13 protein-coding genes are annotated in these 13096 nt (G+C 69.3%); 6 read left to right on the forward strand and 7 right to left on the reverse strand.

Annotation, left to right across the window (positions count from 1 at the left end; all coding sequences use genetic code 11):
* Positions 1-36 precede the first annotated feature (36 nt).
* Both ACH413_RS28705 and ACH413_RS28710 read left to right on the forward strand, forming a co-directional pair.
* A complete protein-coding gene (locus ACH413_RS28705; RefSeq protein WP_360043294.1) occupies positions 37-1278 on the forward strand; it encodes an MFS transporter in 1242 nt (413 codons plus the stop codon).
* Complete coding sequence (locus tag ACH413_RS28710) at positions 1271-2155, forward strand: SMP-30/gluconolactonase/LRE family protein (protein ID WP_360043291.1); 885 nt, start codon at positions 1271-1273, stop codon at positions 2153-2155. The genes ACH413_RS28705 and ACH413_RS28710 overlap by 8 nt, the downstream gene beginning before the upstream one ends.
* An 11-nt stretch (positions 2156-2166) precedes the next feature.
* On the opposite strand, the gene dapF is transcribed toward ACH413_RS28710, so the two are convergent.
* The 3 genes from dapF to ACH413_RS28725 are packed head-to-tail and all read right to left on the reverse strand — an operon-like array spanning position 2167 to position 4537.
* Positions 2167-2961 (reverse strand): diaminopimelate epimerase, encoded by a 795-nt coding sequence (dapF, locus tag ACH413_RS28715; protein WP_360043288.1) that lies wholly within the window; start codon positions 2959-2961, stop codon positions 2167-2169.
* The gene (miaA, locus tag ACH413_RS28720) at positions 2949-3857 is read right to left on the reverse strand and encodes a tRNA (adenosine(37)-N6)-dimethylallyltransferase MiaA (protein ID WP_360043285.1); all 909 of its coding nucleotides are present in this window, start codon (positions 3855-3857) and stop codon (positions 2949-2951) included. The genes dapF and miaA overlap by 13 nt, the downstream gene beginning before the upstream one ends.
* Positions 3854-4537: a hypothetical protein gene (locus ACH413_RS28725; protein WP_360043282.1), complete on the reverse strand. Its 684-nt coding sequence runs from the start codon at positions 4535-4537 to the stop codon at positions 3854-3856. Before ACH413_RS28725 ends, miaA begins: the two co-directional genes overlap by 4 nt.
* 170 nt (positions 4538-4707) lie before the next feature.
* Here ACH413_RS28725 and ACH413_RS28730 point away from each other — a divergent pair, with 170 nt between their 5' ends.
* Complete coding sequence (locus ACH413_RS28730; RefSeq protein ID WP_360043279.1) at positions 4708-6057, forward strand: DUF349 domain-containing protein; 1350 nt, start codon at positions 4708-4710, stop codon at positions 6055-6057.
* Positions 6058-6132: 75 nt separating this feature from the next.
* Here the strand turns inward: ACH413_RS28730 and ACH413_RS28735 are convergent, their stop codons facing one another.
* Both ACH413_RS28735 and miaB read right to left on the reverse strand, forming a co-directional pair.
* Complete coding sequence (locus tag ACH413_RS28735; RefSeq protein ID WP_360043276.1) at positions 6133-6582, reverse strand: hypothetical protein; 450 nt, start codon at positions 6580-6582, stop codon at positions 6133-6135.
* A 14-nt stretch (positions 6583-6596) separates the two neighbouring features.
* Positions 6597-8078 carry a tRNA (N6-isopentenyl adenosine(37)-C2)-methylthiotransferase MiaB gene (gene miaB / locus ACH413_RS28740; RefSeq protein WP_360043273.1) on the reverse strand — a complete coding sequence of 494 codons (1482 nt, stop codon included), beginning with the start codon at positions 8076-8078 and terminating at the stop codon, positions 6597-6599.
* Positions 8079-8208: 130 nt separating this feature from the next.
* On the opposite strand from miaB, the gene ACH413_RS28745 reads away from it, so the two are divergent.
* Positions 8209-9123, forward strand: a complete 915-nt coding sequence (locus ACH413_RS28745) for a TAXI family TRAP transporter solute-binding subunit (RefSeq protein WP_360043271.1) — start codon at positions 8209-8211, stop codon at positions 9121-9123.
* Here ACH413_RS28745 and ACH413_RS28750 read toward each other — a convergent pair.
* Positions 9120-10505 (reverse strand): HAMP domain-containing sensor histidine kinase, encoded by a 1386-nt coding sequence (locus ACH413_RS28750; RefSeq protein WP_360043268.1) that lies wholly within the window; start codon positions 10503-10505, stop codon positions 9120-9122. The two genes, ACH413_RS28745 and ACH413_RS28750, sit on opposite strands and share 4 nt — an antisense overlap.
* A gap of 57 nt (positions 10506-10562) precedes the next feature.
* A complete protein-coding gene (locus ACH413_RS28755) occupies positions 10563-11237 on the reverse strand; it encodes a response regulator transcription factor (protein WP_319964593.1) in 675 nt (224 codons plus the stop codon).
* A gap of 159 nt (positions 11238-11396) precedes the next feature.
* On the opposite strand from ACH413_RS28755, the gene ACH413_RS28760 reads away from it, so the two are divergent.
* The gene (locus tag ACH413_RS28760; RefSeq protein ID WP_319978680.1) at positions 11397-12125 is read left to right on the forward strand and encodes an amino acid ABC transporter ATP-binding protein; all 729 of its coding nucleotides are present in this window, start codon (positions 11397-11399) and stop codon (positions 12123-12125) included.
* Between the two features lie 39 nt (positions 12126-12164).
* Positions 12165-13055 carry a glutamate ABC transporter substrate-binding protein gene (locus tag ACH413_RS28765; protein WP_360043265.1) on the forward strand — a complete coding sequence of 297 codons (891 nt, stop codon included), beginning with the start codon at positions 12165-12167 and terminating at the stop codon, positions 13053-13055.
* The last annotated feature ends 41 nt before the right edge of the window (positions 13056-13096 follow it).

A 13096-nucleotide genomic window follows, 5' to 3' on the forward strand; every position in this document is an offset into this window, starting at 1 on the left:
TGACAGTTTCCAATCACTCAGCGCAGACTTCCCGGCATGGCGCTTTGGGGGCACCCCGACTTCCGCAGGCTCTGGACGGGCGACACGATCAGCCAGTTCGGCGCGACCGTCGGCATGACGGTCATCCCGCTGCTCGCGGCGGGCGTGCTGAACGCGACACCGTTCGAGATGGGTCTGCTCGCCGCGGCGAGCACGATGGCGTTCCTGGTGATCGGCCTGCCCGCGGGCGTGTGGGTCGACCGCATGCGCCGCAAACCGCTGATGATCGCGATGGACGTCGTCCGCGCCGCCCTGATGCTGAGCGTGCCCGTCGCGTGGTGGCTGGGCCTGCTCGGCCTGACGCAGCTGATCGTGGTGAGCCTCGCGGTCGGCGTCTGCACCGTGTTCTTCGACGTCGCCTACCAGTCGTACCTGCCGTCACTGGTCGGACGCGGCCAGCTCGTCGAGGGCAACTCGAAACTGCAGGCCAGCCTGTCGGTCGCGGAGGTGTCGGGACCCGCCATCGGCGGCTACGCGGCCCAGTTCCTGGGCGCGGCCAACAGCGTCCTGGCGACCGGGCTGGGCTACCTGAGCTCGGCGTTCTTCCTGGTCAGGATCAAGACGGTGGAGCCGGCGCCGGAACGCCACCCCGACCCGCACCTGCGGCGCGAGATCATGGAGGGGCTGCGGTTCGTCTTCGGCAACGTCACGCTGCGCATGATCGTCGCCTGCACGGGCACCTCGAACTTCTTCCACGGCATCCAGAACGCCGTGATGATCCTGTTCCTGCTGCAGACCGTGAACCTGAGCGAGGGAACGGCCGGCCTCGTGTTCAGCGCCGGAGGCGTCGGCGGCGTGCTCGGGGCGGCGCTCGCCTACCGGATCGGACTGCTCGTCGGGCAGGCCAGGATGATCTGGCTCATCCCGGTCCTGACCTGGCCTTTCACCCTGGCGCTGCCGTTCATCTCGGACGGGTGGGGCCTCGTGCTCCCGATGGCCTGCCTGGCGGTGAGCACGTTCGGGATCGTCGTCTACAACGTCGGCCAGGTGAGCTACCGCCAGTCGATCTGCCCTGATCACCTGCTGGGCCGGATGAACGCCTCGATCCGCTGGGTGGTCTGGGGCGCGACGCCTCTGGGCGCGCTGCTCGGCGGGGTGCTCGGCTCGTGGATCGGGATCGTGCCGACGATGTGGGTGTCGCTCGTCGGCTCGGTGGGCGGGATGGTGTGGCTGCTGCTCTCGCCGCTGCGCTCTATGCGGGACCTGCCGGCCACGTCTAGCGTCGAGGCCCATGGCTGATACCTCGGTGCTGCGGGACGGTCTCCACTTCGGCGAGGGGCCGCGACGCGGTCCTGACGGTCGCCTCTACTACTCCGACTTCTACGCGGGCGAAGTGCACGCCCTCGACCTCACGACGGGCGACGACGAGGTCGTCGTCGCCTTCGACGGCCAGCCCTCGGGCCTCGGCTGGCTGCCCGACGGACGCCTGCTCGTCGTGTCGATGCTCGACCGGACGGTGCGCAGGCTCGAGAACGGCGGGGACCTCGTCCTGCACGCTGATATATCGGACATCGCGACCTTCCACGCGAACGACATGCTCGTCGACTCCGAAGGCCGCGCGTACGTCGGCAACTTCGGCTTCGACCTGCACGGCCTGATCGACGACGTCGGCATCGCACGACTGCTCGAACCCGACTTCGAACCGCCGGGGGCCGCGCTCGCGCTCGTCCAGCCCGACGGGTCCGTCAGCGTCGCCGCCGAAGACCTCAAGTTCCCGAACGGCATGGCGCTGCTGCCCGACCCGACCGGCGAGTCCGAGAGCGGCACCATCCTGGTCGTCGCCGAGACCGTTGCGTTCCAGCTCACTTCGTTTTCGGTCGACCGCAACGGATCGTTGCAAAACCGCAGGGTGTGGGCCGATGTGAAGGAGTTCGGGATCGCGCCGGACGGGATCGCGGGCGACGGGGACGGCGTGTGGGTGGCTGCCGCGTTGCAGCCCGCGGTGTTCCGGGTGACCGAGGGCGGCAAGATCACCGACAAGGTGGAGACGACGCAGACGTGCTTCGCCGTCGCGGTCGTCGGCGACAAACTCGTGTGCCTGACCGCGCCGGACTCGAACCCGAGCGTGGTCAGGCCCGATCGGCTCGGGAAGATCGAGATCTACGAACTGAGCTGATATATCGGATATCAGACGAGGGCGTCCCACCAGGACTTGTCGAGCTCGCCGCGGGCGACGAGCACGGCAGGTCCGGTGAGGGTCGACGTCGTCGGCTCGATGGTGACGGACACCTGGCCGCCGAGGACGTCGACGGTCGCCGAGCCCGTCGACCTGCCCTGGCCCGCGAGCCAGGAGGCGACGGACGCGACGGTGCCGGTGCCGCACGAGCGGGTCTCGCCGACGCCGCGCTCGTAGACGCGCATGCGCAGCGCGTCGGCGCCGATGACGTTGATCAGTTCGACGTTGACGCCGTGCGGGAACATCACCGGGTCGAAGCCGGGCGGCACGGTGAGGTCGAAGTCCTCGACCGGGACCTCGGTGACGCACGCGAGGTGCGGGTTGCCGACGTCGACCGCGAAGCCGCCGATGCCGGTGCCTTCGACGGCGGCGATGGACGTGCCGGTGACCCGCGCGGGGCCCATGTCGTTCGTGACGGAGCCGTCCGGGTGCGTGGTGACCGTGCGGTCCCCCGCGCGCGTACCGACGACGAACGTGCCCTGCGGCTGGTGGCCCGCGTCGACCAGGTAGCGGGCGAAGACGCGCAGGCCGTTGCCGCACATCTCGGCGATGGAGCCGTCGGCGTTGCGGTAGTCCATGAACCACTTGCCGCCCGTGCGCACGACGCGCAGCACGCCGTCCGCGCCCAGGCCTCGCTGCCGGTCGCACAGCGCCTGCACGCGGGCGACGGTCAGGTCCAACGCGTCATCGAGGTCGGGCAGGACGACGAAGTCGTTCTCCGTGCCGTGCCCCTTCACGAACTCCACGGGACAAGGTTACCGGCGGTCTCCAAAAGATCAGGCCGAGCACCGTCGAGCCAGGTGATGCGCTGGTCACGCCGGAACCACGACCGCTGCCGGCGCACGAACCGGCGGGTGGCGCGTTTGGTCTCCTCGGCGGCGAAGTCGATCGTGCAGGCTCCGTCCATTGCGGACAGCACCTGCTGGTAGCCCAGCGCCCGCGACGCGGTCTTGCCGTCACGCAGGCCGAGCCGGACCAGGGCGCGCACCTCGTCTTCCAGGCCAGACGCGAACATGGCGTCCACCCGCTGGTCGACGCGGGTGTCCAGTTCGGACACCTCGCGGTCGACGCCGATCTGGACGGTGCCGTAGCGGGCGGGGCCGGGCTTGGGGAGGTTCGCCGAGAACGGTTGCCCCGTCAGCTCGATGACCTCCAGCGCGCGCACGATGCGGCGGCCGTTGGACGGCAGGATCGCGATCGCGGCGGCCGGGTCGAGTTCCTGCAGGCGCCGGTGCAACGCCTCCGAGCCCGCCGACGCCAGTTCCGCCTCGAAACGCAGGCGCACCGCGTCGTCGGTGCCGGGGAACTTCAGGTCGTCCAGCACGGCCTGCACGTAGAGCCCCGAACCTCCGACGAGGACCGGCGGACGCCCGGCGGCGAGCAACTCCTCGACGACGGCCCGCGTCTCGCGCTGGTAGGCGGCCACCGACGCGGTCTCGGTGACGGACAGGACGTCGAACAGGTGGTGCGGAACGCCACGACGCTCAACCAACGGCATCTTCGCCGTGCCGATGTCCATGCCGCGGTAGAGCTGCATGGCGTCGGCGTTGACGACCTCTCCCCCGAACCGCTCCGCGAGCGCGACGGCCAGGTCGGACTTGCCGGTCGCGGTGGGTCCGACAACAGCGATGGGGGTGATCACGGGCGCTCCCAGACAGCGACGTGGTAGCCCACGCCGAAAGGTGCGAAGAACTCGGCGGACGAGCCGCGCCACGGTCCTGGCACGCCCGCGAGGACCTGCCATGCCGCACGGCCCTGCGCGCCCAGTTCACGGGCGAGGTCGAGGTCGAGACCGAGAAGGCCGTCCACGTCGGCGTTCGCCAGCAGACTGTGGACCAAAGAATCAAAAGGTCCCGAACGCTCGTCGTCCGACCCCGGCGAACGCGGGCCGTGCCGGGTGGAGCCGTCACCCAGGACCAGGAGCCCGGATTCCGGCGACGAGGCGAGTTGTTGTCCAAACGAGACACAGTCGGAAGCGGGCAGGTCAGGCGGCACGAGTTCGACGCGTGACACCTCGACTCCGCAGTGTTCCCGAAGCCACGCGGTGATTAGCACCGGCAACGGAATCCGCGCATCCGGCGGCAGGTCACCGCCGAGTGACACAGGCACATCGACCCCATAACCGAGAAAAGTTCCCGACAACGGCGGCGAGTATGTGGAGGGGCCGCTGTCGTCCACGGCGACCGCGACCCACGGACCGGGCAGTTTTCCTGCTGCGGCAAGGGTTGCGGCCCGCACGGGCTCGGTTTCTGCGGCGGCTCCCACGACCAGTTCTGGGACCAGAAGAGGTGGGTGCGGCACCACCGCGGCACGGGTGATCACGACCGACGAGGCTACCTATCGTGGACTCCCAGTACCGAGTCGAGCTCTGACCTGTTTGAATGCGCGCGGGGAACTGGGGACGGGAGACCCTCCAGCGCCCGTATTGCATCGGCCCCGCCAACGGCGGGGCGCCCGTGGCAGGCACGGGCGTCAGATGGGAGGAACCGGCGATGTCGGAGCAGGACAGCACACCGGAGGCCGTGGCCGAGACCACTCCAGTGGCGGTCGCAGCCGAGGGTGGGGTCGAGGAAACGCCGAAGGAGACCGCACCGCAGGCGTCGCCTCCGGCCGTCCCCGTGGCGTCGGACCACCCTGACCGCTGGGGGCGCGTGGACGCCGACGGCACCGTGTACGTGAAGACCGAGGACGGCGAACGTGCTGTCGGGTCGTGGCAGGCCGGTGAGCCGGTCGAGGGCCTCGCGCACTTCGCGCGGCGCTTCGACGACCTGCGCACCGAGGTCGAGCTGCTCGTGTCGCGGCTCAAGTCCGGCGCCGGCGACCCCAAGCACGCCCTGACCAGCGCGAAGCACGTCAAGGAGCAGCTCGCCGAGGCCGCCGTCGTCGGTGACCTCAAGGCGCTGGCCGCCCGCGTCGAGCACGTGCTGGTCCAGGCAGAGGCCGGCATGGAGAAGGCGAAGGAGGCCAAGGAGGCCGCCCGAGCCCAGTCCGTGGCGCGCAAGCAGGCGCTCGTCGACGAGGCCGAGTCGATCGCGAACGAGTCGACGCAGTGGAAGGTCGCGGGCGACCGGCTGCGTCAGATCCTCGACGAGTGGAAGACCATTCGCGGCGTCGACCGCAAGACCGACGAGCAGCTGTGGCGCCGGTTCTCGAAGGCGCGCGACGCGTTCAACCGCCGTCGCGGCTCGCACTTCGCGGACCTCGACCGCCAGCGCTCGGTGGCGAAGACCTCCAAGCAGTCGCTGGTCGAGGAGGCCGAGAAGCTCGTCGACTCCGACGACTGGGGCACCACGGCCGGTCGCTACAAGGAGCTGATGGTCGAGTGGAAGGCCGCCGGGCGTGCGCCCAAGGAGGCCGACGACGCGCTGTGGCAGCGGTTCCGGGCCGCGCAGGACGCGTTCTTCCAGAAGCGTTCCGAAGCGTTCAGCGAGCGGGACGCCGAGTTCTCGGCCAACGCGAAGCTGAAGGAGGAGCTGCTGGCCGAGGCCGAGGGCATCGACCCGTCGGGCGACCTCGAGTCGGCGCGCAACGCCCTCTACAAGATCCAGGAGCGCTGGGACGCGATCGGCAAGGTGCCGCGCGAGCGCATCCGCGAGCTCGAGGGCAAGCTCCGCAGCATCGAGGAGAAGGTCCGCGGCGCGGTCGACGCCCAGTGGCGCCGGTCCGACCCCGAGGCCGAGGCCCGCGTGGCCCAGTTCCGCGAGCGCGTGGAGCAGTTCGAGGCGCAGGCCGCTAAGGCCCGTGCCGCGGGCGACAAGCGCCGCACCGAGCAGGCCGAGGCGCAGGCGGCCCAGTGGCGCGAGTGGCTCGCCGCCGCTGAGCAGGCCCTGGCGACCCGCTAGGTAGACCAACGTCTGAGGGCCCCTCTCCGCACGGGAGAGGGGCCCTCAGACGTTTCTAGCGGGTACTGCGCCCGTTCACAGCTGGGGCGGGCGCGAGGCCGCGATCTGCACCCACTTCACCAGCAGGAGGATCACCGCGATCACCGCGATGATCAACCCGATGCCGGGCCCGGGACCGATCGTCTTGTTGCTCGTCGTCGTCTGCTGGGTCCAGATCGACAGCACGCCGATGATCGACCCCGCGAACAGCCCCAGCGAGCACACCCACGTGAGGCCCCAGCGTCGTACCGCGAGCGTGATGCCGGAACCGAGCACCCCGATGCCGAGAGCGAGGTACGAGAACAGCTTCGGGAGGAACAGCGACGACTCGCCCAGCACGACCTGCAGGCCGGTGAACTCGCCGATCCACGGCAGGACCAGCGACACCAGGATCGCGAGCACCGCGACCGAGATCGTCAGCGCGCCCGTTCCCGGGTCGATGCGCCTGGCCGCCTCGTGCTCCACCGCGTCGATCTCTTTGCGCAAGAAGTCCTCATCACTCACTGTGCCGCGCACCCCGACACGACGGGCAACGGCTCGGGCGCTCCGAACGACGGCAGACCGAGGCCGATGCCCGCGGTCTTGGGCTTGATGCCGGCCTCGGAACGGTCACCGGCCTTGGTGCGGCGCCACGACAGCGGTTCGCCGTCCGCGACGAGGTAGTGCGGGGCCGCGTACGTCACGACGGTCTCCACGACGTCACCAGGACGCGGAACGATCGCACCGGGTGCGAAGTGCACGAGGCGTCCGTCGCGCGCACGGCCGCTCATGCGGTGGGTCTCGGCGTCGCGCTTGCCCTCACCCGTGGCGACGAGGACCTCGACCGTGCGGCCGACCTGCTCGATGTTCAACGAGTGCGTCATCTCGTTCTGCAGCGCCACGAGCCGGTCGAAGCGCTCCTGCACGACGGCCTTGGGCAGCTGGTCCGGCAGGTCTGCCGCCGGGGTGCCGGGGCGCTTCGAGTACTGGAACGTGAACGCCGACGAGAACCGGGCCTGGCGCACCACGTCGAGCGTGCCCTGGAAGTCCTCCTCGGTCTCGCCGGGGAAGCCCACGATGATGTCGGTGGTGATCGCGGCGTCCGGCATGGCGGCGCGGACCTTGTCGATGATCCCCAGGTACTTCTCGGTGCGGTACGAGCGGCGCATCGCCTTGAGCAGGCGGTCCGAACCGGACTGCAGCGGCATGTGCAGGCTGTGGCACACGTTCGGCGTCTCGGCCATGGCGGCGATGACGTCGTCGGTGAAGTCCTTGGGGTGCGGCGAGGTGAAGCGCACGCGCTCCAGTCCGTCGATCTCACCGCAGGCGCGCAGCAGCTTGCCGAACGCGAGCCGGTCGCCGAACTCGACGCCGTAGGAGTTGACGTTCTGCCCCAGCAACGTCACCTCCAGCACGCCCTCGTCCACGAGCGTCTGCACCTCGGCCAGCACGTCGCCGGGGCGGCGGTCCTTCTCCTTGCCGCGCAACGACGGCACGATGCAGAACGTGCAGGTGTTGTTGCAGCCCACCGAGATCGACACCCAGCCCGAGTAGGCCGAGTCGCGCGAGGCCGGCAGCGACGACGGGAACGTCTCCAGCGCGTCGAGGATCTCCACCTGTGCCTCGGAGTTGTGGCGGGCGCGTTCGAGCAGCACCGGCAACGACCCGATGTTGTGCGTGCCGAACACGACGTCCACCCACGGGGCGCGCCGGACGATCTCGCTGCGGTCCTTCTGCGCGAGGCAGCCGCCGACCGCGATCTGCATGCCGGGGTTCGCCGTCTTCTGCGGGGCGAGGTGGCCGAGCGTGCCGTACAGCTTGTTGTCGGCGTTCTCGCGGACCGCGCAGGTGTTGAAGACGACGACGTCGGCCTGCTCGTCCTCTTCGGCACGGGCGTAGCCCGCGTCCTCCAGCAGACCGGCGAGCCGCTCGGAGTCGTGCACGTTCATCTGACACCCGAACGTGCGGATCTGGAAGCTCTTGCGAACCTGCGCGGTACTCACACGAACACGATAACCCCTGGTCAAACGCCCGAGTTTCGCGGACCGCACAAAGCCTGTCCCATTCGCACCGTGACCAGGCAGGACCTTCGTCGGGTGCAAGGGCCGGGCACCACCGTGGCACGATGCGCTGGTGCTGGGACGACTGCATGCCGCCGTGAGCCTGTTGACCGCCGCAACGGTCCTGACGGGCTGTAGCAGCACGGTGACGGACATCAAGATAACGATGGCCACGGGCAGCGAGGGCGGCGTCTACTACTCGCTCGGCAACGGTCTCGCGGACATCTGGAGCGGGCGTCTCGGCATCGTGCGGCCCCAGGTCGTGCAGACGGCCGGTTCCAAGGACAACGTCACCCGGCTGATCAACAACCAGGCCCAGGTCGGCTTCTCCCAGGCGGACGCGCTCGAGGGATTGCCGGGTTCGGACCGGTTGCGCGCGCTGGCCCGCATGCACGACGACTACCTGCAGGTCATCGTCCGCGCCGACCTGCCGGTGGCGAAGCTGCGCGACCTGTCCGGACTGCGCGTGTCGATCGGCGCGAAGGAGTCCGGTGTCGAGATCATCGCGACCAAGCTGCTGCGGTCCGAGAACGTCACGCCGCAGACCGTGAACCTCGGCCTCGACGACTCGGCCGGCGCCATGCAGGAGGGCAGGCTCGACGCGTTCTTCTGGTCCGGCGGCCTGCCGACGCGCCGGATCACCGACCTCACCAAGGGACTCGGCGTGCGGATGCTCGACCTCAAGGACGAGCTGCTGAAGTTCCGCCAGCAGTACCCCGTCTACGGATCGGCGACGCTGCCCGCCTCCACCTACAACCTGCAGTCCGGTCCGGTCATCACGCTCGTCGTGCGCAACTTCCTGCTCGTCAACGAGTCGATGCCCGACGACGTGGCCGAAGCGCTGGTGCGGCAGCTGTTCGAGGGGCAGCCCGACCTGGTGAGGGCGCACTCGGCGGCGCGCACGATAGAGCAGCGGTCCGCGATCGAGACATCACCGGTGCCGCTGCACCCCGGTGCCATGCGCTACTACCGAGAAGCCAAGGTCTAGACGGCCGGCAGTTCGACCACGACCTTGAGCCCGCCGTCCTCGGGCGATTCCAGCTGGACGGTGCCGTCGACGCGTTCGACCACCAGCCGCACGATCGAGAGGCCCAGCCCGGAGCCGGGCACGTTCTGGTGGGCGGGGCTGCGCCAGAACCGGTCGGTGGCCCGTTCGAGCTCGTCGGGCTGCAGACCGGGCCCGTGGTCGGCGACGGAGAGCCGGATGACGCCGTCGGACTTGCGCGCGTCCACCACGATCAGCGTGCCCTCGGCGGTGAACTTCAGAGCGTTGTCGAGCAGCGCGTCCAGGATCGTCTCGACACCGCGCGGCGGGACGAGGGCCATGCCGACGCGTTCCCCGTCGAGCACGAGGTGCACCTCCTTCGCCGCCGCGGCCGCCGACCACGCGGACAACCGCGCCGCCACGGACTTGTCGACGTCGACCGGCACCGGGTCCACGGAACTGGACTCGGCGCGCGCCATGGAGAGCAGCTCGTCGAGGATGCGGTTGAGCCGGTCGGTCTCGCTGATCGCCTCGACCTGGTGCACCTCCCCCTCGCCGTCGACGTGACCCTCCAGGTTGGACAGCCGGAGTTTCAGCGCCGTCAACGGGTTGCGAAGCTGGTGTGACGCGTCCGCGACGAAGGCCCGTTGTGCGGCAAGCACATCGCTCACGTTCGCGGCCATCTGGTCGAACGACCGCGAGAGGTGCCGCAGTTCGGGCGGACCGCTCTCCGCCCCCACCGGCGGCACGGGCCGGCCCGACACCACCGCGGCGAGGAGCTTCCCGGTCGCCTCGTCCAGCGCCTGCACCGGCCGCAACGTCCAGCGCACCACCGGCAGCGCCAGCAGCACCGCGAGCGCCAGCACCAGCAGGCTTCCCGCGAGCAGCAGCGCCCACCACGCGAGCACCTCGAAGCGGGTCTTGGCCGTCGGCGAGAACGTGATCACCGCGCCGCGCACCTCGCCGTCGACCAGGACCGGTTCGGCGAGCACCACCTTCGCGTCGCTCCACGGCGCGAACAGCTCGGGAGCGACCGGCAGGCGCCCGGCCAGCGCCTTGCTGATCAGGTCCTGCACGACCGGGTCACCGAGCGCGATGTCGTTGCGCGAGGCCACCAGCGGCACGGTCGGCGCGTCGCGGTCCACCACGGCCACACCGATGTCGTACAGCTCGTCGTAGCGCTCGAGTTCCGGCCGCAGCAGGTCCGGGCTGCGGTCGATCAGCGGCCGCTGCGCCAGCGAGGCGAACCGGCTGGTGTCGGTGAGCCGGTCGAGGAACATCTCCTGCTGCTCCGCGGCCGCCACGTTGCGGCCCAGCGGCACGCCCAGGCCCACCAGCACGAGCACGATCAGGGCGAGCACCACGCCCAGCAGTCGGGACCTCACCGGGCGTCACCCCACCCGGCCGCGACACGCCGACGACAAAAGATCACCCAATTGAGATCACACCTGCCCCAGCCGGTAGCCGACGCCCCGCACGGTCTCCAGCAACGCGGGCCTGCCGAGCTTCGTCCGCAACGTGGCGACGTGCACGTCGAGCGTCCGGTTCGCACCGGACCAGGTGCGGCCCCACACCTCGGCGAGGATCCGCTCCCGCGTGCACACCGCGCCGCCCGCCGCCATCACCAGCGCGAGCACCTGGAACTCCTTGCGCGACAGGGCGACCGACTCCCCCGCGACCGTGACCTCGTGACGCCCCAGGTCGACCCGCACGTCGCCGGTCTCGAACACCTCTGTGGACACCGCTCCCACGCCGACCGGGTCCGCGCCGCGGCGACGGCGGACGGCGTGCACGCGCGCGACGAGTTCGCCCACGTCATAGGGCTTGACCAGGTAGTCGTCGGCCCCGGCGTGCAGGCCGAGGATCCGGTCGTCGATCTCCCCTCTCGCGGACACCACGATGATCGCGACGTCCGACGCGGCCCTGATGGCACGGCACAGCGTCACGCCGTCCATGTCGGGCAGGCCGAGGTCGAGCAGCACCACGTCGACGCCCGCGAGGCGGTCGAGCGTGCCGCGGCCCGTGGCCTGCCGGTCCACGTGGAAACCCCGTCTGGTCAGGGCTGGGACCAAGGCCTCTGCGACCCTGTCGTCGTCCTCGACGAGCAGCACGCGCACTTTCGCTACCTCCCGGGCAACCGATGTCTGCCTGTGACAGAGTTGAGACCCTAAGTCTTGCTCAATGTCCTGGACTGGTGTGGTGGCGGACACCTAGGTTTCCGCCAACGCCGACGACCCCCAATGGAGGACTGGATGACTGCCGCCTCTGCACCGCCGATGATTCGTGTGGCGGGTGTGGACAAGTTCTTCGGCCCGTTGCACGTGCTCAAGAACGTGGAACTGGAAGTGCCGAAGGGGCAGGTAGTGGTCGTGCTGGGGCCGTCGGGTTCCGGTAAGTCGACCCTGTGCCGGACCATCAACCGCCTCGAACCGATCGATTCCGGTGTCATCGAGGTCGACGGGCAACCGCTTCCCGCCGAAGGAAAAGAACTGGCCCGCCTGCGCGCCGATGTCGGCATGGTGTTCCAGTCCTTCAACCTTTTCGCGCACAAGACCATCGTCGAGAACGTCATGCTCGCGCCGACGAAGGTGCGCAAGACGCCCGCCGCCGAGGCGCGCAAGACCGCGATGGAACTGCTCGAGCGGGTCGGGATCGCCAACCAGGCCGACAAGTTCCCCGCTCAGCTCTCCGGTGGGCAGCAGCAGCGTGCGGCGATCGCCCGCGCGCTCGCCATGAAGCCCAAGGTGATGCTGTTCGACGAGCCCACGTCCGCGCTCGACCCGGAGATGGTCCAGGAGGTCCTGGACGTCATGACGGGCCTGGCCAAGGACGGGATGACGATGCTGGTCGTCACGCACGAGATGGGCTTCGCCCGCAAGGCCGCGGACCGGGTGATCTTCATGTCCGACGGCGAGGTCGTCGAGGATTCCACCCCGGAAGCGTTCTTCTCGGCGCCGAAGTCCAACCGCGCGAAGGACTTCCTTGGCAAGATCCTGACTCACTAGTAGTCAGCCCACTTTCGAACGAATGGCAGGAGAAGGACGATGAGGGTTCGCACCCTTGCGGCGGTGCTGCTGACGGGCGCACTGGCCCTGACCGCGTGTGGCAAGGAGGGCAGCCCGACCGACTCGGCGGCGCCCGCCGGCCTGTTCGAGGTCGCCAAGGACGTCAAGGTCGACGGCTCGCCCACGTTCGAGAAGGTCAAGTCGCGCGGCTCGCTGGTCGTCGGCGTCAAGGAAGACCAGCCGGGTCTCGGTTACAAGGACCCGACGACGAACAAGTACAGCGGTTTCGACATCGACATCGCGCGTCTGGTCTCCGCGAAGCTGGGCTTCGACCCCGAGAAGATCCAGTTCAAGACGATCCAGTCGGCCGCCCGCGAGCAGGCGCTGATCAACGGTGACGTCGACTACTACGTCGGCACCTACACGATCAACGCCGGCCGCAAGGAGAAGGTCGCCTTCGCGGGCCCGTACTTCGTCGCCGGCCAGGACCTGCTGGTGAAGAAGGACAACGCCGACATCACCGGCCCGGAGACCCTCAAGGGCAAGAAGGTCTGCTCGGTCACCGGTTCGACCCCGATCAAGAAGATCCGGGAGAACAACTACACCGAGCCCGAGAACATCCTGGAGTTCCAGGGTTACTCGCAGTGCGTCACGAAGCTGCTCAACGGTGAGGTCGACGCGGTCACCACGGACGACGCGATCCTCAAGGGCTACGCGGCCGCCGAGGAAGGCAAGCTGAAGGTCGTCGGCAAGACGTTCTCCAGCGAGCCCTACGGCATCGGCCTGCCGAAGGACGACAAGGCCCTGCGCGACAAGGTGAACGACATCCTGCAGGCCGCGCTCGACGGTGGCGACTGGCAGAAGATCTACGACGGAACGCTCGGCAAGTCGGGTTCGACGGCGACGAAGCCGACGATCGACCGCTACTGAGGCTGATCACGTGGCCGGTGGATCCCACGTGGGTCCGCCGG

This window comes from Lentzea sp. NPDC020367, assembly GCF_044387305.1.
In the GTDB taxonomy this organism is placed as follows: Bacteria; Actinomycetota; Actinomycetes; order Mycobacteriales; family Pseudonocardiaceae; genus Lentzea.